The 18,279-nt window shown below is 61.9% G+C and carries 16 protein-coding genes, 2 tRNA genes and 1 pseudogene; 17 read left to right on the top strand and 2 right to left on the bottom strand.

From position 1 onward, the window contains the following. Nucleotides 1–121: 121 nt before the first annotated feature. Both ABHT90_RS08825 and ABHT90_RS08820 read left to right on the top strand, forming a co-directional pair. Nucleotides 122–700 carry a xanthine phosphoribosyltransferase gene (locus tag ABHT90_RS08825; protein ID WP_055286127.1) on the top strand — a complete coding sequence of 193 codons (579 nt, stop codon included), beginning with the start codon at nucleotides 122–124 and terminating at the stop codon, nucleotides 698–700. Nucleotides 701–852: 152 nt separating this feature from the next. Further along, a pseudogene (locus ABHT90_RS08820) lies at nucleotides 853–1,164 on the top strand (peptide chain release factor family protein); the annotation flags it as partial. A gap of 21 nt (nucleotides 1,165–1,185) precedes the next feature. Here the strand turns inward: ABHT90_RS08820 and ABHT90_RS08815 are convergent. Continuing rightward, the gene (locus ABHT90_RS08815) at nucleotides 1,186–2,148 is read right to left on the bottom strand and encodes a diacylglycerol/lipid kinase family protein (protein WP_346982247.1); all 963 of its coding nucleotides are present in this window, start codon (nucleotides 2,146–2,148) and stop codon (nucleotides 1,186–1,188) included. An 85-nt stretch (nucleotides 2,149–2,233) separates the two neighbouring features. Then, nucleotides 2,234–3,655 (bottom strand): chloride channel protein, encoded by a 1,422-nt coding sequence (locus tag ABHT90_RS08810; RefSeq protein ID WP_346982246.1) that lies wholly within the window; start codon nucleotides 3,653–3,655, stop codon nucleotides 2,234–2,236. Between the two features lie 210 nt (nucleotides 3,656–3,865). On the opposite strand from ABHT90_RS08810, the gene ABHT90_RS08805 reads away from it, so the two are divergent. The 15 genes from ABHT90_RS08805 to ABHT90_RS08735 all read left to right on the top strand — a co-directional run bounded on the left by ABHT90_RS08805 (nucleotide 3,866) and on the right by ABHT90_RS08735 (nucleotide 18,076). Further along, complete coding sequence (locus ABHT90_RS08805; RefSeq protein WP_346982245.1) at nucleotides 3,866–5,128, top strand: molybdopterin molybdotransferase MoeA; 1,263 nt, start codon at nucleotides 3,866–3,868, stop codon at nucleotides 5,126–5,128. Nucleotides 5,129–5,138: 10 nt separating this feature from the next. After that, the gene (locus ABHT90_RS08800) at nucleotides 5,139–5,618 is read left to right on the top strand and encodes a MogA/MoaB family molybdenum cofactor biosynthesis protein (RefSeq protein WP_022095222.1); all 480 of its coding nucleotides are present in this window, start codon (nucleotides 5,139–5,141) and stop codon (nucleotides 5,616–5,618) included. A 202-nt stretch (nucleotides 5,619–5,820) separates the two neighbouring features. After that, entirely contained in the window at nucleotides 5,821–6,696 is an 876-nt protein-coding gene (gene modA, locus ABHT90_RS08795) for a molybdate ABC transporter substrate-binding protein (protein ID WP_346982244.1), read from the top strand. A 68-nt stretch (nucleotides 6,697–6,764) separates the two neighbouring features. Further along, nucleotides 6,765–8,207: a molybdate ABC transporter permease subunit gene (gene modB, locus ABHT90_RS08790; RefSeq protein WP_271739726.1), complete on the top strand. Its 1,443-nt coding sequence runs from the start codon at nucleotides 6,765–6,767 to the stop codon at nucleotides 8,205–8,207. Nucleotides 8,208–8,210: 3 nt separating this feature from the next. Beyond that, on the top strand, nucleotides 8,211–9,281 hold the full coding sequence (locus ABHT90_RS08785; RefSeq protein ID WP_195444630.1) for a sulfate/molybdate ABC transporter ATP-binding protein: 1,071 nt from the start codon (nucleotides 8,211–8,213) through the stop codon (nucleotides 9,279–9,281). A 427-nt stretch (nucleotides 9,282–9,708) separates the two neighbouring features. Continuing rightward, nucleotides 9,709–10,992, top strand: coding sequence for a double-cubane-cluster-containing anaerobic reductase (locus ABHT90_RS08780; protein ID WP_346982243.1), 1,284 nt, complete (start codon nucleotides 9,709–9,711; stop codon nucleotides 10,990–10,992). A 154-nt stretch (nucleotides 10,993–11,146) separates the two neighbouring features. Continuing rightward, nucleotides 11,147–12,310, top strand: coding sequence for a double-cubane-cluster-containing anaerobic reductase (locus ABHT90_RS08775; RefSeq protein WP_346982242.1), 1,164 nt, complete (start codon nucleotides 11,147–11,149; stop codon nucleotides 12,308–12,310). Nucleotides 12,311–12,414: 104 nt separating this feature from the next. Further along, nucleotides 12,415–13,179 (top strand): acyl-CoA dehydratase activase, encoded by a 765-nt coding sequence (locus ABHT90_RS08770; RefSeq protein WP_346982241.1) that lies wholly within the window; start codon nucleotides 12,415–12,417, stop codon nucleotides 13,177–13,179. A gap of 72 nt (nucleotides 13,180–13,251) precedes the next feature. Then, entirely contained in the window at nucleotides 13,252–14,301 is a 1,050-nt protein-coding gene (gene selD, locus ABHT90_RS08765; protein ID WP_346982240.1) for a selenide, water dikinase SelD, read from the top strand. Between the two features lie 57 nt (nucleotides 14,302–14,358). Beyond that, entirely contained in the window at nucleotides 14,359–14,985 is a 627-nt protein-coding gene (gene yedF, locus ABHT90_RS08760; RefSeq protein WP_035138030.1) for a sulfurtransferase-like selenium metabolism protein YedF, read from the top strand. 19 nt (nucleotides 14,986–15,004) lie between these two features. Continuing rightward, on the top strand, nucleotides 15,005–15,256 hold the full coding sequence (locus tag ABHT90_RS08755) for a putative Se/S carrier protein (protein ID WP_117746402.1): 252 nt from the start codon (nucleotides 15,005–15,007) through the stop codon (nucleotides 15,254–15,256). After that, entirely contained in the window at nucleotides 15,253–16,392 is a 1,140-nt protein-coding gene (locus tag ABHT90_RS08750; RefSeq protein WP_346982239.1) for an aminotransferase class V-fold PLP-dependent enzyme, read from the top strand. Before ABHT90_RS08755 ends, ABHT90_RS08750 begins: the two co-directional genes overlap by 4 nt. A gap of 77 nt (nucleotides 16,393–16,469) precedes the next feature. Next, a complete protein-coding gene (gene brnQ / locus ABHT90_RS08745) occupies nucleotides 16,470–17,828 on the top strand; it encodes a branched-chain amino acid transport system II carrier protein (protein WP_346982238.1) in 1,359 nt (452 codons plus the stop codon). A 91-nt stretch (nucleotides 17,829–17,919) separates the two neighbouring features. Continuing rightward, nucleotides 17,920–17,996: transfer RNA gene (locus tag ABHT90_RS08740), tRNA-Pro, on the top strand. Between the two features lie 6 nt (nucleotides 17,997–18,002). Continuing rightward, nucleotides 18,003–18,076, top strand: a tRNA-Gly gene (locus tag ABHT90_RS08735). Nucleotides 18,077–18,279: the final 203 nt, after the last annotated feature.

The following is an 18,279-nucleotide window of genomic DNA, read 5'->3' as shown; positions in this document are numbered from 1 at the left end:
CCAAAAAGACTGGTTTGTGGTGCGATGCGGCTTGTGGGACGGGCGGGGGTCGGTCCGTGGTAGACTATCGAACAACGTTTATTAATCGCGCGGTATCGTTGCCGCGAGAAGGGGTTGCGCCATGCAGGAGCTTGAGGATCGTATTCGCCATGACGGCATCGTAAAGGCCGGTAACGTCCTTAAGGTTGATGCCTTCCTCAACCACCAATGCGACGTTGAGCTGTTCGACCACATGGGCGCCGAGTGGGCCCGTCTGTTCGAGGGTGTCGAGATCAACAAGATCCTGACGATTGAGGCTTCGGGCATTGGCATGGCTTGCATCGCGGCTCAGCATTTTGGCGGCGTGCCGGTGGTCTTTGCCAAGAAGGCGCAGTCCATCAACCTCGACGGCGAGCAGTATGCCACGACCATCTACTCCTTTACCAAGCAGAAGGAGTACCCGGTCATTGTGGGTAAGCGCTTCCTGTCCGAGGGCGACAAGGTCCTGATCATCGACGACTTCCTGGCCAACGGCTGCGCGCTTGAGGGCCTTATTAAGATCTGCGAGGCTGCGGGCGCCGAAGTTGCCGGCATTGGCATCGCCGTTGAGAAGGGCTTCCAGGGCGGCGGCGATAAGCTCCGTAAGCGCGGCTTCCGCGTTGAGAGCCTGGCACGTATCGCCGATATGGACTGCGAGAACGGCGAGATCACCTTCGCCTAAGCGCGCAACACAAGCGATTGGTATGCGATGTGACAAAGGGACTGTCCCTTTGTCACATTTTTTGTATGAGGGGAGGTGTTGATATGGATGAGAATAAGATGGGATGGCGCGAGTATGCGCGCTATGCCGAGATGTCGGCCGAGGAGTTGGCGCGCGATTGCGAGGTGCAGGTGTTTCGCGCGACGGGTCCGGGCGGACAGGGCGTGAACACGACGGACTCGGCGGTGCGTATGAAGCATGGGCCCACGGGGATTGTTGTGACGGCGCGCGAGAGCCGTAGTCAGTTTCAGAATCGCGCGAGCTGCCTGCGTAAGCTGCGCGCTGAGCTGAAGCGTCGCGGGCGTCCACCGCGCCGACGCGTAATGACTAAGGTGCCTCTGCGCTCTCGCCAGCGCAGGCTCAATGACAAGCACTTCAACGCGATTAAAAAGGCCAACCGTCGCAAGCCGGGGAGCGACGAGTAGCCGATTGTTTCGCTGGTCTTGCTAGCGGGTGGGGCGCCAGACGTGGAGGGCTCCACCGAGGACGTCGACCTCGATGCACGAGGCGACAACGGGCTCGCCGTCGGCTTGGATGGGGTAGTCGGGCTCCTCGAACGTGAGCTCGGCATGACGGCAACGACGCATGCGAACCGGCGGCAGCTTGGTATGGTGGCCGTCCTTGGCCGAAAGAAACATGGGCAGGGCAACCGCACGAGGGACGGGACCGCAGGCGTAGCAGACGTCGAGTATGCCGTCGCACGGGTCGGCGTCGGGGCAGATGCGATAGCCCGAACCATAGGTGGGGCCCAGCTGAATCGCCATGATAATCGCCCTTACGCGCTCGGCGGGCGCGCCGTCAAAGCTGACGGTCATGGGGTAGTTGCGATAGCGCAGGCCAAACTGCTCAAGTCCCGAAAGAGTGTAGAGCGGAGCGCCGGCGAGGCCCGTCTTTTTGCGCAGCTCGGTGGTGCCAAGGCCGATGGCGGCATCGATGCCGACCGAAAGCGTCTGGTCGTAGTACTCAGCGGCAGCCTCGCCGCTGCCGCTTGCAGGGCTCCACGAGCGAATGCGCCCGATGTCCTGACGCTGCAGCTTGCAGGTGAGCAGCGCGCCAAAATCTTTGCCGGAGAAATCGTCGATACCGAGCGTTTGGGCAAAATCGTTGCCGGAGCCTACGGGTAGGACGGCAAGGGCGGGACGGACCGCCTCATCCTGCGTCATGAGTCCATTGACGACCTCGTGGATCACGCCGTCGCCGCCGAGTGCGATAACCGTGCGGTAGCCCTGGGCCCGTGCGGCAAGTTCCTTGGCATGTCCCATGCGCTCGGTCAGCACCAGGTCAAACTGGGATGAGCGCGCGGTCATGTCCAAAAAGCGCTGAAGGCGCTCGGCAACTTCGCGCGCCGCACCAGACTGGGCGGCGGGGTTGGCGATGATGAGCGTGCGACCAAAATCAGTTGCGTGCATGGGGCGACTCCCGGCGTGTGACATGACGGTGCGGTCGCGCTCAGGTCGAATTGCCCTGATTGTGGCTGCACGGCGATTATTACATCTACTCTATCAGGTCGTTGTGGCGCTCGATAGCATCCGCTACCGTACCGCCCTCATCCACAATAAGCGAACGGCGCTTGGGTGAGATGATACGCTGGGCGGGGTACACGCCGCGGTGTCCGCCGGTTAGGTAGCTGATAAAGGCTACGATGACAAAGAACCCGGCAGCCGTGCCGTGGAACAGGTCGATGGCCATCATACAGGTGGTGATGGGTACGTTAAGGCCGGCGCAGAACACGCCGAGCATGCCCAGCGCCGCCAGAAAGCTGGGGTCGATTCCGACGAGGCAACCGATCCAACCGCCGAGCGCCGCACCGATGCCAAACAGGGGTGTGACCTCGCCTCCTTGGAAGCCGGCGCCCAGGGTGAGCGCCGTCACCACGAGCTTGATGGCTGCGTCGGCAAGGGTCGTGTTACCGGCGAACCCGGCGCCCGAGAGCCAGGTGGCAAGGCCGGCATACTTCCAGGCGTCGAGCATCGCGTAGGCCGCGAGCACCACGAGCGCGCCCACGAGTGCGCGAGCAATATAGTTGGTGATAAAGCGGCCGTACAGGCTCTTGACGGTACGAACCGACCAGGCAAAGAGACGTGCGGTGAGACCAAAGATGATGGCGCTGATGACTACGATGACAACCGTCCGTGGTGTCATGTTGGGAACGCTGGCGATAACATTCGCTTCGTACTCGGTACCCAGGGCGAGTGATGTAAAGTAGCCGGTAAACGAGGCGACCAGGCAGTAGATGCCCGCGGTGTAGTCGATCTTGCCGATAAAGCACATCTCCATGCCAAAGAAAGCCCCGGCAAGGGGCGAGCCGAATACGGCGCCAAAGGCCGACGAGATGCCGGCGAGCATGAGGTCGTGGTGGTCATGCTTTTTGAGGTGGGCGAGGCTCGAGATGTTGCTGGCGATGGTGCCGCCAATCTGCACCGCAGCTCCCTCGCGACCGGCCGATCCGCCCGTTAGGTGCGTGAGCGTGGAGCAGACGAAGGTGAGGACGGCCATGCGCATATGGATGAGGCGGGTGCCCAGAGCGGAGTCGATGACCAGGTTGTTACCGCGTTTGGCGGCGAGACCGTGGTTTTTGTACACCCATGCGGTGGCAACGCCCACAACGGGAAGCAGCGCGTAAATCCACGCATGCTGCTCGCGATAGTCGGTCGCGATATTCAACGAGGCCAAAAACGCCCAAGCGGCAACGCCCATGGCGAGCGAGACGATGACGACGAGTGCGAGCAACTTGGCGCTCGCGAGTAGGTTGCGGGCGTTGCGGCGCGTGTCGGCAGCCAAGAGATGCTCAGAGCGGGTGAGCTGATGCCTGCCTGCCGCGATGACGTCGTTCAGGGAGAAAAAACCGCCTTCGTCGAGCGGCTGGGAATGATCCTGCGCCTCGTTTGCGCTTTCGGGTTTGTCGTTATGAGCCATACGTTCCTCTTTTAGGTTGCAACGCAAGCATTATAAAACGCGGTAAACGCGACGAGCCGGTGGGTTGGTTTCCATTCTGTTTCGCGGCCTGCAACCGACAGGTGTATTTGCGGGTGCAGGCCGAGTCGCGGTCGTGCGTCGGGGGATTATACTGAGACAAGCATAAAGAATCGGCGCCCCTGTTGTGCGCCGTGGCATTAAGAGGTGCATATGGCAGAGAAACTCATTCCGCTGGAGGACGCGCAGTCGATTGTTCTGTCGCACGTTGCTCCGACCGATCTCGTCGAGATTCCCGTGTGGCAGGCCGCCGGTCTTCCCTTGGCCGAGGACGCGGTGGCCGATATCGACATCTCGCCGTTTGCCAACAGCGCCATGGACGGGTATGCCGTGCGCGCAGCCGATCTTGCTGCGGCCGCCGGTGACACTCCGGTGACGCTCTCCGTCGTAGGACACGAGGCCGCGGGCCATATCTTTGAGGGCACAATCGGCGCGGGCGAGACCGTCCGCATCATGACGGGCGCGCCGGTGCCCGAAGGTGCCGATGCCGTGGTGAAGTACGAGATCGTCGACGTACTCGATGGCGACGGCAACGAGGGCTCGCACGTTCGCTTCTCGGCGCCTGCCAAGGTAGGGGAGAACGTTCGCTCTGCCGCCGAGGAGGCCCATGCCGGCGATGTTGTGATGCATGCCGGCGAGGTCGTGGCTCCGGCCGGCGCCGGCCTGCTGGCAAGCGCCGGTTACGCGAGCGTGAAGGTCCATGCCGCTCCGCGCGTGGGCATTATCTCGCTGGGCACGGAGCTGGTCGCGCCGGGTGAGCTGCCGGCGCGCGGGCAGATTCGCGATTCCAACTCCTCGGCGCTGATGGCCGAGGCGCTCGATGCCGGCGCCGAGCCCGTGTTCTACGGTATTGCGCCCGACGATGAGCAGGCGATTGGCGAGCTGGTGCATCGCGCCACGCGAGAGTGCGATTTTGTCATTACGAGCGGCGGCGCCTCGGCGGGCGATTACGACTACGTGACGGCGCTCGTCCGGCGCGAGGGCGTGGTGCTGTTCGATCGCATCTCGATGCGTCCGGGCAAGGCCATCACGTTTGGCTTGCTCGGGGGCAAGCCCTACCTAGGGCTTTCAGGCAATCCGGCCGCGGCGTATGTGGGCTTTGAGATGCTCGCCCGTCCGGCGATTCGCAAGATGCGCGGCTTTGCCGAGGGCGTGCGTCCCGCGCAGCAGGCGACGCTCACGCACGGCGTGAAAAAGCGCCAGGACCGACGCTTCTTCGATCGCGCCACGGTTTTGCGCGACCCCGAGACCAGTGAGCTGTTGGTGACCGAGGCCAAGACGCAGAATTCGGCGCTGCTCGGCACGATGCAGCGGTCCAACTGCCTGCTGCGTATTGACGAAGGACCGTGCGAGCTCAAGGCGGGCGACGTCGTGGATGTCGTGCGTGTCGACCTGCCCGAGGGCACGGTGTTGTAGGAGGAAGACTATGGAGTTGAAGATTTCGATCGTGACGTGCTCGGATACGCGCGATCTTGCTCAGGACGAGGCTGGAGCCGCACTCGAGGAACTTATCGAGGCGCAGGGCTGGACGGTCGTCTCGCATGTGGTCGTGCGCGACGACGCCAGCGAGATCGGTGATGCCATTGTGGAAGCTGCCGATGAGTGCCACGCCAATGTCGTGCTCACCTGTGGCGGCACGGGACTTTCGATGCGCGACGTGACGCCCGAGGCGACGCGTGCCGTCTGCGACCGCGATGTGCCGGGTATTGCAGAGGCAATCCGTGCGTACTCCATGACCAAGACGCGCCGCGCTATGCTCTCGCGCGCCGTGTGCATGCAGCGTGGGCATACGCTTGTCATTAACTTTCCGGGATCCACGAAAGCGGCCCGCGAAAGCTGGGAGGCCGTGAGCGATCAGCTGGAGCATGCGGCCCAAATGACGGCGGGCGGCGGACATACCAAATAAGCGGTTTACCTGCGGCGGGGCGACCTGAACGGCTGCTCCGCCTTTGTTTTCCGCCGAAGCGACGCCGAGGTGCACGGCAACTCGAAACTATATTCTCTAGCGGAATAATTTCTCATTATCATTATTCGCGCTGAAGTATAATCTAGTAACAGAATAAAGCCCGCGGTGGGGTGCCCGGGTATAGCGTTCGAAAGGGTTGAACATGTTCGATATGGTTTCTCGCCGCGGTTTTGTCTCGCTTTCTGCTGCCGCTGCCGCCGGCCTTGGCCTTGCCGGCTGCTCGGGCAACAAGACGTCCGAGCCCGCTGGTTCCGATGCCGGCTCCGTCAAGTCTTCCTCTAAGAAGAAGGCTGTCGAGCTGCAGGTCTTTGCCGCCAACTCGCTCGAGAAGGCCCTGCCCGAGGTTCAGGAGTTCTACACCGAGCAGACCGGCACCACGTTTGCCGACACGCAGTTTAAGGCGTCTGGCGACCTCGTCGAGCAGATGCGCGCCGGTGCCACGGTCGACGTGCTCATCACCGCTTCCAAGGGTACCATGGACGACGCCGAGGCCGCCGAGCTCGTCGACGCCGGCACCCGTGAGGACATGTTCGTCAACGACCTCGTGATTATTCGCGCCGAGGGCTCCGACACCAAGGTTGAGGCCATCGCCGACGTCGCGAATCTGGACGGCAAGATCGCCATCGGCGACGCCAAGACCGTCCCCGCCGGCAAGTACGCCAACCAAGCCCTGGCCTCCGTGGGCCTCTACACCGGTACCGAGGGCGACGACGGCGAGTATGTGCCCGAGATCGCCGACAAGGTGGCCCTGGCCGACAAGGTCGGCACCGCTGCGTCTTACGTCTCTACAGGCGACTGCGTGGCCGGTTTTGTCTACAGCTCCGATATCTTCCGCTACGACGGCATCGAGGAAGCCTTCGTGTGCCCCGAGGATTCGCACAAACCCATCGTGTACCCGGGTGCCGTTGCCGAGAGCTCCGAGCACGCCGACGAGGCCAAGGCGTTCATCGACTTCTGTCTGACCAACAAGAAGGCTCAGAAGATTTGGGCTAAGTACGGCTTTGAGCTTTCCGAGTAGTGCGGCTTGGCGCGATAATTCCATCGTTTTGTGTTTCACTCCGTCCTTGTATTCGCTTGGAGCTTTTCGTGCTTAATAGATTCCGCATGCTTGTCGCCTGTGCTTTGACCTTCGCGCTTTGCTGGGTGCCGGGATTTGCGTTTGCCGGGGACGCCGAGGACGGGGCCCAGGTTGCTGCGACCGCTCATGGGCTTTCCTATGGAATCGAGGGTTTTGAGCGGTTGGCGAAGGGGACCGCTCGTGCCATGGAGGGCCAGCCTGAGGGCTACCGGTTTCCCGTTGACGAGGATGTGGACCTTGTAGTGGCGCCTGCTGCCGATCGCGTTGTGGCGTGGATATCGCCCAAGGCGGTCGAGAAGTATGGATTGGATCCGCAGGACAACGAGTGCGTATCGGGTCTCAAGGCCCTCGTCTGTGACCTCGACAGCGCAAACTGCATGGGAGGTGCGCGGCTGGGGGACGTGGATCTTCCTTGGTATGTCACGGCGGAAACAACGTTTGATGCCGGCGGGTATACCTATGGCTTTGATGAGCGCGGTGCGGATGGGGACCGCTATGTGGTGATTGCATCAGCCTCGGGTGATGCCAAGGGCGGCGCGCGTTGGCTTGATAGCGCTCAAATGGTAGAGGCGTCGTCTGTCATGTTGCGGGATGAGCAAGGGCCCTTGACCTCTCTGGTCTCCTTTTTGGGCGACATCGACTATCGCCCGTTTTGGGTGTCCATTAAAACGAGCGGCCTTGCCCTGGTGATCTCCCTTGCGCTGGGCCTGTTCGCCGCGTGGAAGACTATGGGTACCTCGAGTCGCATCAAGGGCCTGCTCGACTCGGTCTTTACCATCCCCATGGTGTTGCCGCCCACGGTCTGCGGCTTTTTGCTGCTTATGCTGTTTGGTCGCTCGACCGGGGTGGGCCAGTGGCTGATTGCGCACGGCGTCTCGATTGTCTTTACGTGGCCGGCGGCGGTGATCTCTGCCGTGGTGGTATCGTTCCCCCTGGTCTACCGTACGGCGCTCGGCGCCTTTGAGAGCCTCGACACGCAGATGCTTGACGCCGCGCGAACCCTGGGATGGTCCGAGCGTCGCATCTTTGCCAAGCTTATGATGCCGCTTGGGTGGCCTTCTATTGCTGCTGGTACGGTCCTCGCCTTTGCCCGCGCGATGGGAGAGTTTGGCTGCACGCTGTTCTTTGCGGGCAACTACGCCGGCATTACGCAGACCATCCCCATCGCCATCTATTTTGAGTGGATGGGCGGCAATACGTCGGTCGCGCTCTTCTGGGTCGTGGTCGTAATTGCGTTCAGCTTCCTGGTCATCCTGTTCATTAACATGTACACCGCCCATTCGCAAAAGTATCGCGAGCGGGGCCTTTCCCATGCGGGGCGCAAGCAGGCCAAAGACCTCGCCGGACAGGGTGATTCGCTCGACCCGGCGGGCGGCGATGCCCTGCGAATCGATCGCGAGGCGCTGGCCGAGCTTATGCGCGATGACGCGGTCGCGAAGGGAGGTCGATAGGCCATGTCGCTCGTTCTGGATATCAAAAAGCGCTATCCCGGGTTTGTGCTCGACATGCAGCTTGAGGCCGGCGAGGAGCGCGTGGCCCTGCTGGGCGCCTCGGGTTGCGGCAAGAGCTGTACGCTGCGCTGCATCGCCGGTGTGGAGACGCCCGACGAGGGTAAGATCGTTGTCAACGGCGTGACCTTTTTTGACTCGGCGGCGGGCATCAACCTGTCGCCCCAGGAGCGAAAATGCGCCCTGCTGTTCCAAAACTATCAGCTGTTTCCCAACATGACGGTGGCCGATAACGTATGTGCCGGTGTAAAGGATGCGGGCGACGCCGCCGCGCGCAAAAAGCTCGCCGAGCGCTATCTGGGCATTTTCGGTCTGGCCGATTTTGCCGACCGATATCCCGCGCGCCTTTCGGGCGGGCAGCAGCAACGCGTGGCGCTTGCCCGTATGGTGGCGGCGCATCCGGGCATCTTTATGTTCGACGAGCCCATGAGCGCGCTCGATTCCTATCTTAAGAGCGCACTCGAGCAGAACATGCTCGACCTGTTCGACGTCTGTAACCGCACCGTGCTCTACGTGAGCCACGACATCGACGAGGCGTGCCGCCTGTGCCAGCGCATCTGCGTGATGCACGACGGGCATGTTGAGGAGACTGGCTCCGTTGAGGATGTGGTCCGCCGTCCGCAGACGCTGGCGGCGCTGCGCCTGACGGGCTGCAAGAACACAAGCCGGGCGCGCAAGATCGGCGACGAAGAAGTTGAGGCCCTCGACTGGGGCATGACCTTTAACGTGGGTCGCGAGATTCCCGATGACGTGGCGTACCTGGGTATTCGCGCAAGCTACTTCCATGTTGACAATCGCGCTGAGCGGGGCCGCAACAGCTATGACTTGCACGTGGCCCGCGTGAGTGATTCGCGCTTTGAGCGGCTGGTGTTGCTGGACGTGCCGCGCGTCGATGCGCCCACGCGTCTGCAGTGGAAGGTCAACAAGGTGGGCATGCCTGTCGACGCGCTGCCGCAAGCAGGCGAGACGCTGCGCATGCATTTTGATGCCAGCAGGATCCATTTGGTTTGTCGATAGCGCCGGGTAATGCCGTCGGGGTATAAGCCTCGGCGGTTTTGTTTGCCGTTCGCTGAATGAGAGATGACAAACTCTTATTAATCAAGATAATAATTTATTAAACGACGGCACACGATGCTGTCGTACGAATGTCAACGGTGTTCGCATGGTCGATGACCGTTGATATAGTTGACATCAACTGGTTAAGGAGGGTGCGCACATGCCGCAGACGACATACATTTGCCGCGTTGCCGCGCGTGCCCTATATATCGCTCGGAGCCGCATATGAGCAGGTATGTTCACGGCTCCGGGAGAGACGACGCACAACTAAATAATCGACCGCAAAGCAGGTTCCCTAAAATTCCGGGTTTAGGCGCGGCTGGGTTTTCGCCATCCACCGTGCAGCAATACCGTAGCTATTCATTTTTGGTTCGAGAGGGGAACCGTTATGGCTGAAGAATTCGATTTCCATCCGATGTGGGAGAGCCTCGGCATGAATCTTGCCGACCACGATATGCTGCTGGGCGCCGTGGGCCAGATGTACGGGGACATGTTCCTGTCGCAGAACAACCGTCCCAAGTCAACGTCCTACCTGGACTTTGTGGCCACCAACATCCACAGCGGCCGTATTAAGGAGATGCTCGACAAGAAGGAGGCCGGCGAGGCCACCAAGATCGTGGGGTCGTTCTGCGTGTACGTGCCCGAGGAGATCGTGCTTGCCTGTGACGGCATTCCCGTTGGTCTGTGCTCGGGTGCCGACTGGGCAACCGATAAGGTCGAGGAGCACCTGCCGCGCAACACCTGTCCGCTCATCAAGAGCTTTGCCGGCTTTAAGCTGGGCGAGGTCTGCCCCTACATTGAGTCGAGTGACCTGGTGGTAGGCGAGAACACCTGCGATGGCAAGAAGAAGGCCTACGAGTTCTTTGCAACGCAAAAGAACATGTACGTCATGGATATTCCCAACGTGCACGACGAGTCTACGCTCGTGACCTGGAAGGCCGAGGTCAAGAAGCTCGCCGCCAAGATCGAGGAAGAGTGCGGCGTCACGATTACGCCTGAGCGTCTGAAGGCCGCCATCCACGCCGTCAATGAGAAGCGTCGCGCCCTGCAGCGCCTCGCTGCCACGCGCGCTGCCGACCCGGCGCCCATCAGCGGTCTCGACAGCCTGCTGACCGTTCAGGCCGCCTTTATGGACGACACGCCGCGTCTGACCGGAGCCATTAACGATATGGCGGCTGAGTGCGAGCAGCGTGTCGAGGCCGGCGAGGGCGTGGCGCCCAAGGGGACCAAGCGCATCCTGTACACCGGCACGCCCATGGCCGTGCCCAACTGGAAGCTGTTCAACCTCATCGAGAAGGCCGGCGGCGTCGTGGTGGGCGAGGAGTCTTGCACGGGTTCGCGCTACTACAAGGATCTGGTCGACGAGTCCGGTGAGACGGTCGACGAGATGCTCGATGCCATTGCCGAGCGCTACTTTAAGATCAACTGCGCCGTCTTTACGCCCAACGACCAGCGTATGAAGGATATTGTCCAGATGGCCAAGGACCTGCATGCCGACGGCATCGTCGACGTGGCCCTGCAGTTCTGCACGCTTTACGAGATGGAGTCGTTTGTCGTGGAGAAGGCCGCCGAGGAAGCCGGCATTCCGTTTATGCACATCACGACCGACTACGCCGGCGAGGATGCAGGCCAACTGCAAACCAGGATCGAGGCTTTCTTGGAAACCATTTAGGACTATCCGCCCTGGCGGCTTCCCTAGGCGCCCGATCTTGCCGTTCAAACCGTCGCTTGCGTACCAAAGTATGCGGCGCTTCTCTTTCACGGCAACCTCGGGCACCTGGGAAAGCCGTTTCCTTGGTTGGTTGAAAGGTTTGTTAAGGAGTTATATGTCGGAAAATAATGAGCAGCCGTTGCCGTCCACGTTTGAGGAGTTCAACGAGCAGCGTAAGGCCGCGTTTATTCGCGTTAAGGATTACAAGCAGGCCGGTAATCGCCTGGTCGGCTTCCTGTGCAGCTATACGCCACTCGAGATTATCGATGCCGCGGGGGCTGCGAGCGTGGCGCTGTGCGGCACGTCCGACGAGGTGATTCCCGAGGCCGAGAAGGTGCTGCCGGCAAATCTCTGCCCGCTCATCAAGTCGACCTACGGCTTTGCTTACTCGCAAAAGTGCCCGTTTACGTACTTTAGCGACATGGTCATCGGTGAGACAACCTGCGACGGCAAGAAGAAGATGTACGAGCTACTCAACGAGCTCAAGCGCACGCACATTCTGCATCTTCCGCAGGGTCGCGATCGCGCCTACGAGCGCGAGGGCTGGTACGAGGAGTGCCGCCTGCTCAAGGAGGAGCTCGAGGGCTTCTACGGCATCACGATTACCGATGACGACCTGCGCGCCGCCGTGCGTCGTCGCAACCGCCTGCGTGCGGCCCAGCTCGAGATGTTTGCGCTGCAGGCCAACCAGCCGGCGGCCATGAGCGGCGTTGACCTGATGAGCACTATGTTTGCCGGCACGTTCAGCTTTGATATCGAGGCCTATACACAGCAGCTGGAGCAAAAGGTTGCCAAGCTGCGTGAGGCCTACGACGCGGGCGAGCGCCCGGTCGCGGCAGATGCCAAGCGCATTCTGATCACCGGCTGCCCGGTGGGCGGCGTGATTAACAAGATCGGCCGTACTATCGAGTCCAACGGCGGCGTGGTCGTGTGCATGGACGACTGCTCGGGCGAGCGCACGGCGGCCATGATGATCGATCCGGAGGCTCCCGACATCCTGCGCGCCATCGCCGACCGCTATCTGGATATCAACTGCTCGGTCATGACGCCCAACGACGGTCGTATGAAAAACACGCTGGCCATGTGCGAGAAGTATCACGTCGATGGCGTGGTAGAGAGCGTGCTACAGGCCTGCCATACCTTCAACGTTGAGAGCGCGCGCATGCAGGAGGCCGTCGAGGGTGCGGGTATTCCGTACATGAAGATCGAGACCGATTACAGCAATGGCGACATGGGTCAGATCGAGACGCGCATCGCTGCCTTCATCGAAACCCTGTAGGTGACGGTATGTGACAAAGGGACTGTCCCTTTGTCACATGTGAGGGAGGATGCCAAGGCGCCTGAACGCGCCGCTATCTTTGATGTTTAGATTGGGAGAGAGCCATGATAGGGATCGGGATCGATATCGGATCTACGGCGGCTAAGGCTGCTGTGGTCGATGGGGAGGGTTCGGTGGCGTGGACGTGCGTGCAGCCAACCGGGTTCTCGTCGGTCGATGCGGCCGAACGTCTGCGCTGCGAGCTTGCTGCTGCCGGCTACGACGTGGCGGCCGACGACGTACGCGTGGTCGCGACTGGCTACGGCCGTGTCGCCGTGCCCTATGCGCACAAGGTCGTGACCGAGATTACTTGCCACGGCACCGGTGCCGCGCGCCTGTTTGGCGATCACGGCACGGTGATTGACGTGGGCGGCCAGGACACCAAGGTCATCCAACTCAAGGGCGGTCGCGTGGCCAAGTTCGCCATGAACGACAAGTGCGCTGCCGGCACGGGGCGCTTTTTGGAGATCATGGCCGACCGCCTAGGCATTTCCCAGCAGCAGATGGCCGACCTTGCGCGTTCCGGCGAGCCCACCAAGATCAGCAGCATGTGCACGGTGTTTGCCGAAAGCGAGGTCATCAGCCTGATCGGTCGTGGCGAGCCGCGCGAGAACATTGCACGCGGCGTGATCGACAGCGTGGTCTCGCGCGTGGCGACCATGGCCGGGCAGGCCACGGGCGCCCCGTACTACCTAACCGGTGGCCTGTGCGAGAACGCCTTCGTGGTGGAGCGGTTGGGCGAGCTACTGGGGTCGCCGGTGACCACCTCGCCCCAGGCTCGCTTTGCCGGTGCCATCGGCGCGGCGATTCGCGCCCAGGCGCTCAATTAATGCACCCGCTGCAGGCTCGCATTCATGCGTATACTGGGAGAAAATGATTGACCGAAGAGAGAGGAGGTATCGATGGCTGACGATCAGATTAAGCTCACGTCCATGACAGCCGCAAGCGGTTGAGCCGCTAAGTTGGCTCCCGGAGCCCTCGCCCAGGTCCTGGGCGACTTGCCCAATGTGCATAACGACAACCTGCTCGTGGGGTTCGATACCTCCGACGATGCGAGCGTCTTTCGCGTTGGCGATAACTTGGGTCTCGTGCAGTCCATCGACTTCTTCCCGCCGATGGTCGACGACCCGTTTCTATTTGGCCAGATTGCCGCGGCCAACTCGCTGTCGGACATCTACGCCATGGGCGGGCGGCCGAGCCATGCCATGAACTTGCTGTGCATCCCGAGCTGTCTGGGCGTTGAGGTTGCCGGTCAGATTCTGGCGGGCGGCGCCGACAAGTGCGTCGAGGCGGGTTGCTCCATCGCGGGCGGTCACACCATCAACGACGACGAGCCCAAGTACGGCCTGTCCGTGAGCGGGTTTGTCGCGCTCGACCGCATGCTCGCCAACAGCGGCGCGCGCGTGGGCGATGCGTTACTGCTGACCAAGGCAGTTGGCTCGGGCATCATCACCACGGCCATTAAGGGCGAGCTCATCGAGCAGGACGAGGCCGCAGCCATGTTTGACTCGATGCGCACCCTCAACGAGGCTCCGATTCGTCTGGCCGAGGGGCTTGAGCTTCACGGCTGCACCGACATTACGGGCTTTGGCCTGATCGGGCACGCGTGCGAGATGGCCGAGGGCTCGGGCGTGCAAGTTGAGCTTGCGTCGGGGGCGGTGCCACTCTTTGACCAGGTGCTCGACATGGCGCGTATGGGCATTATCCCCGCGGGCTCCTACCGCAACCAGGACTTCTTTGGCCCGCGCGTGGCTGCCGACGAGGACCTGGAGCCGGGCATGTTGGATGCGCTGTACGATCCGCAGACCTCGGGCGGCTTGCTTATTGCGGCGCCCGCGGTGGACGTGGATGAGCTTGCGCGTCGTTTGCATGCCGAGGGGCGCGTTGCCGCCGTTGTCGGGCGCGTGTGCGAGGCGGAGCCGGGCGGTCCTGCGGTCCGCGTTGTCCGTTAACGACACGTTTATTGAGCCATGTACCGTTCTAAAACGATTTATTCGAAAGGAAAAGCTATGTCTACCAAAATTGAAGTCAATGCCATGGGCGATGCCTGCCCTCTGCCCGTCGTCAAGACGCTCAAAGCCCTGAAGCAGCTCGATGGCGAGGGCACCGTCGTGACCTCGGTCGATAACGAGACCGCCGTCAAGAACATCTCCAAGATGGCGCAGGAGAAGGGCTGCACGGCCTCGGTCGAGAAGGTTTCTGACGCCGAGTGGCACGTGACCGTGGCGACCTCTGGCGCCGTTGCCGTGGCCGATCCCGAGCAGGATGGCGCTGCCTTCTGTGATGCCAGCGCCGGCAAGGGCAAGCTCGTCATTTCCGTCTACACCGACTGCATGGGCCGTGGCGACGACGAGCTGGGCCACAAGCTCATGAAGGCCTTCATCTTTGCCGTGACGCAGCAGGAGGAGCTGCCCGCGACCATGCTGTTCTACAACGGCGGCGCCAAGCTCACCGTCGAGGGCTCGCCGGTGCTCGATGACCTGAAGGGTCTGGCCGAGCAGGGTGTCGAGATTCTCACCTGTGGCACCTGCCTCGACCACTATGGCATTAAGGACCAGCTTGCAGTAGGCGAGGTCACCAACATGTACGTGATCGTGGAGAAGATGGAGCAGGCCGTGCGCGTCGTGCGCCCGTAGCGTATTGGTTGGAGTTGCCATGAGGGAGAAGCGCCCGGCGCTTGTCATCACGTTTCCCACCACGGCGGCCGCCATGGGGTGCGAGACCCTGTGCATTGAGCGCGGTCTTCCCGGGCGAACGATTCCCGTGCCCGGGGAGGTCGCTGCCGGCTGCGGTCTGGCGTGGAAGGCGTTGCCTGCCGATGAGGAGCTGCTGCGCAGCGAGCTTACCGCGGCGGGCGTTCCCACCGAGGGCTATACCGTGATTGATATGTGGGAGGTCGTGCGATGATCTACCTGGATAACGCAGCGACGACCATGCACAAGCCGCAGACGGTCATCGATGCCGTGACGCAGGCGATGTGCTCGCTCGGCAATGCCGGGCGCGGCGCCACGTCGGGTGCGCTCGACGCGGCGCGTACCATCCACGGCTGCCGTGCCAAGCTCGCGCGCCTTTTGGGTTGCCCGAGGGCGGACCATGTGTGCTTTACGCCCAACTCCACGGCGGCGCTCAACACCGCCATCAACGGGGTGGTGCGCCCCGGCGACCATGTGGTCACAACGGTGCTCGAGCACAACTCCGTACTGCGTCCGCTCAACCGCCTGGCAGCGGAACGGGGTGTGACCGTTGAGCATGCGGGCTGTGACGTTAACGGTGTGCTCGACTACGACGAACTCGAGCGGCTTGTCACGCCGGGTACGCGCGCCGTGGTGGTGACGCATGCCTCCAACGTGACCGGCAACGCGGTCGACGTTTCGCGTGTTGCTGCCATCGCCCATGCGGCCGGCGCGCTGGTGATCGTCGATGCCTCTCAGTCTGCCGGTACGGCGCATATCGATATGCAAGCCATGGGGCTCGACGCCGTGTGCTTTACCGGCCACAAAGGGCTCATGGGTCCGCAGGGGACCGGCGGCCTGGCCGTGGCGGAGGGCGTCGATGTGGCGCCCTGGGCCATGGGCGGCACGGGCGTGCACAGCTTCGATGCACTGCAGCCGCTTGAGTGGCCCACGCGCCTTGAGGCGGGCACGCTCAACGGTCACGGCATCGCGGGACTTTCTGCCGGTCTCGACTTTATCGAGGCGCAAGGCGGGGTCGAGGCGATTGCGGCGCGTGAGCGTGCGCTCGCTGATCGCTTTCTTGCCGGTGTGCGCGAAATCCCGGAGATCAAGCTCTACGGTGCGTTTGACCAACCCGCGCGCTCGGCGATCGTGTCGCTCAACGTGGGCGATATCGACTCTGCCGAGATCTCGGACGCGCTCATGCAAGGGTGGGGGATTGCGACGCGCCCCGGCGCCCATTGCGCCCCGCTCATGCACCGTGCGCTGGGGACCGAGCGCCAGGGCGTCGTCCGTTTCTCGTTTGGGTATTTCAACACGACCGAAGAAGTCGACACGGCTATCGATGCTCTGTGCGATTTAGCCTGCTAAAGCTGCTAGACCGTTTATACTTGCGGGATGGGTGTTTTTGCCCGTCCCGTTTTTGTTTCGACCCGAAAGGTGTGCATATGGCCTCATCCGCTCCGCGCGGTTTGCGCTCCGACCATGTTGTTACCGTCGGCATTGCGCTGTTCTCGATGCTCTTTGGCGCCGGCAACCTCATTATTCCGCCGCTGCTGGCGCTGCAGGCTGGTTCTGCCACGCCGGTCGCCATGCTCGGCTTTCTGATTGCCGCCATCGGCCTGCCCGTCATGGGTTTTATCGCCGTGGCACTTGCCGGAACGGCGCGCGAGCTTGCCGGCCGCGTGCATCCTAAGTTTGGCGAATTCTTCGTTGCGGCGGTCTATCTGGCCATCGGTCCGTGCCTGGCCATTCCGCGCACAAGCTCTACGGCGTTCGAAATGCTGGTGCCGCTGCTACCCGAGGGCGTTTCGCTCGGCACGGCGCGTCTGGTGTTTGCCATCGGGTTCTTCGTCGTCGCGTTTGTGCTCACGCTGCGCCCGGGTGTCATCACGCGCGTGCTCGGCCGCATTACGGGCCCTGCGCTCATTGCGCTTATCGTGCTCGTTGTCGGCGCCGCCGTGATCTCGCCGCTAGGACCGGCTGCTGTCCCGCAAGCTCCCTATGATGCCGGTGCTGCCGTGCAGGGCTTTTTGACCGGCTACCAGACCATGGACCTGCTCGCGTCGCTCGCCTTTGGCATTATCATCGCCGAGACCATCCACGAGCTGGGCGTTACCGATGACAAGCGCGTGGCCTTCGAGATTTCGCGCTCCGGTGTGATCGCCGGCGTGCTCATGGCCATTATCTATTGCGGCTTGGCACTTGCCGGTATGCAGCTCGGCACCGTGATGCCCGACGCCACCAACGGCGCTGCAATCCTTGCCCGCTCTGCCTCCATGCACTTTGGCCTTGCCGGCACGATCGTGGTCTTCGCCATCTTCTTCCTCGCCTGCATGAACGTGTGCATCGGCCTCATCAGCTGCTGCTCGCGCTACTTCTGCGAGACGTATGTGGTTGAAGGGGGAGCGGAGGCTTCCGAGGAGGCCATGCGCCGCCCCTTCGCGATCCTCGCCTTTGTATTCGCGGCGTTTTCGTGCGTGCTCTCCAACGTGGGCCTCGATGTGATCCTTATGTTCTCGGTACCCATGCTCAACGCTTTGTATCCCGTCGCCATTGTGCTGGTGCTTATGGGCCTGGTGCACGGCTTTTGCGACGCTCATCCACAGGTGTGGGTGTGGGTCGGCGGCGTGGTTGCTGTGCAGAGTGTGATCACCTCGGTCCGCGATGCGTTCTTTGCGGGCGCGTGGCTGCCGTTCGATGCACTGCCGCTTGCGGACATTGGAGCCGCGTGGGCGCCGGTTGCCGTGGTTGCCTTTGTGATCGGTCTGCTCCATAGTCGTTTTGTCGCACATTCGAGGAGCTAAGGCATCAATGCTTGCACAGGCGGGGAGTCTCCCCTATAATTTCCTTCGCTTTGGGACACGCAAGGTTTAGACCTTAGCTGCTCAACACCTTCGGGACGTGGCGCAGTTTGGTAGCGCGCCTGCTTTGGGAGCAGGATGTCGCAGGTTCAAATCCTGTCGTCCCGACCATATCTTGCGGGCGTAGTTCAATGGTAGAACCCCAGCCTTCCAAGCTGATGACGCGGGTTCGATTCCCGTCGCCCGCTCCATAAGATAGATGAATGGCTCTGATTCCTTTTGGGACCAGAGCCATTTTCATATACATGCCGGGACCCCACATCCCCTTCTAAGTTGCGGTGAAATACGGACTGTTTTTCGGCTTTTATGGCCCATGTAGGGTAGCGCGCAGAGATGTGGTGTAAGAGGCGGGGCATGCCTCGCCTCTTCCCTTTCTTGAAAGGGAGGGGACACC

Origin of the sequence: Collinsella aerofaciens (assembly GCF_039758815.1) — a bacterium.
In the GTDB taxonomy this organism is placed as follows: Bacteria; Actinomycetota; Coriobacteriia; order Coriobacteriales; family Coriobacteriaceae; genus Collinsella; species Collinsella aerofaciens_BP.
Note: the sequence above shows the minus strand (reverse complement) of the source record. Positions and strands in the feature narration are given on the sequence as shown.

What these genes read in the sequence shown, in the direction of transcription:
- ABHT90_RS08825 (WP_055286127.1), top strand. Translation starts at nt 122, where the DNA reads ATGCAGGAGCTTGAGGATCGTATTCGCCATGACGGCATCGTAAAGGCC.
- ABHT90_RS08815 (WP_346982247.1), bottom strand. Translation starts at nt 2,148, where the DNA reads ATGCACGCAACTGATTTTGGTCGCACGCTCATCATCGCCAACCCCGCC.
- ABHT90_RS08810 (WP_346982246.1), bottom strand. Translation starts at nt 3,655, where the DNA reads ATGGCTCATAACGACAAACCCGAAAGCGCAAACGAGGCGCAGGATCAT.
- ABHT90_RS08805 (WP_346982245.1), top strand. Translation starts at nt 3,866, where the DNA reads ATGGCAGAGAAACTCATTCCGCTGGAGGACGCGCAGTCGATTGTTCTG.
- ABHT90_RS08800 (WP_022095222.1), top strand. Translation starts at nt 5,139, where the DNA reads ATGGAGTTGAAGATTTCGATCGTGACGTGCTCGGATACGCGCGATCTT.
- modA (WP_346982244.1), top strand. Translation starts at nt 5,821, where the DNA reads ATGTTCGATATGGTTTCTCGCCGCGGTTTTGTCTCGCTTTCTGCTGCC.
- ABHT90_RS08785 (WP_195444630.1), top strand. Translation starts at nt 8,211, where the DNA reads ATGTCGCTCGTTCTGGATATCAAAAAGCGCTATCCCGGGTTTGTGCTC.
- ABHT90_RS08780 (WP_346982243.1), top strand. Translation starts at nt 9,709, where the DNA reads ATGGCTGAAGAATTCGATTTCCATCCGATGTGGGAGAGCCTCGGCATG.
- ABHT90_RS08775 (WP_346982242.1), top strand. Translation starts at nt 11,147, where the DNA reads ATGTCGGAAAATAATGAGCAGCCGTTGCCGTCCACGTTTGAGGAGTTC.
- ABHT90_RS08770 (WP_346982241.1), top strand. Translation starts at nt 12,415, where the DNA reads ATGATAGGGATCGGGATCGATATCGGATCTACGGCGGCTAAGGCTGCT.
- yedF (WP_035138030.1), top strand. Translation starts at nt 14,359, where the DNA reads ATGTCTACCAAAATTGAAGTCAATGCCATGGGCGATGCCTGCCCTCTG.
- ABHT90_RS08755 (WP_117746402.1), top strand. Translation starts at nt 15,005, where the DNA reads ATGAGGGAGAAGCGCCCGGCGCTTGTCATCACGTTTCCCACCACGGCG.
- ABHT90_RS08750 (WP_346982239.1), top strand. Translation starts at nt 15,253, where the DNA reads ATGATCTACCTGGATAACGCAGCGACGACCATGCACAAGCCGCAGACG.
- brnQ (WP_346982238.1), top strand. Translation starts at nt 16,470, where the DNA reads ATGGCCTCATCCGCTCCGCGCGGTTTGCGCTCCGACCATGTTGTTACC.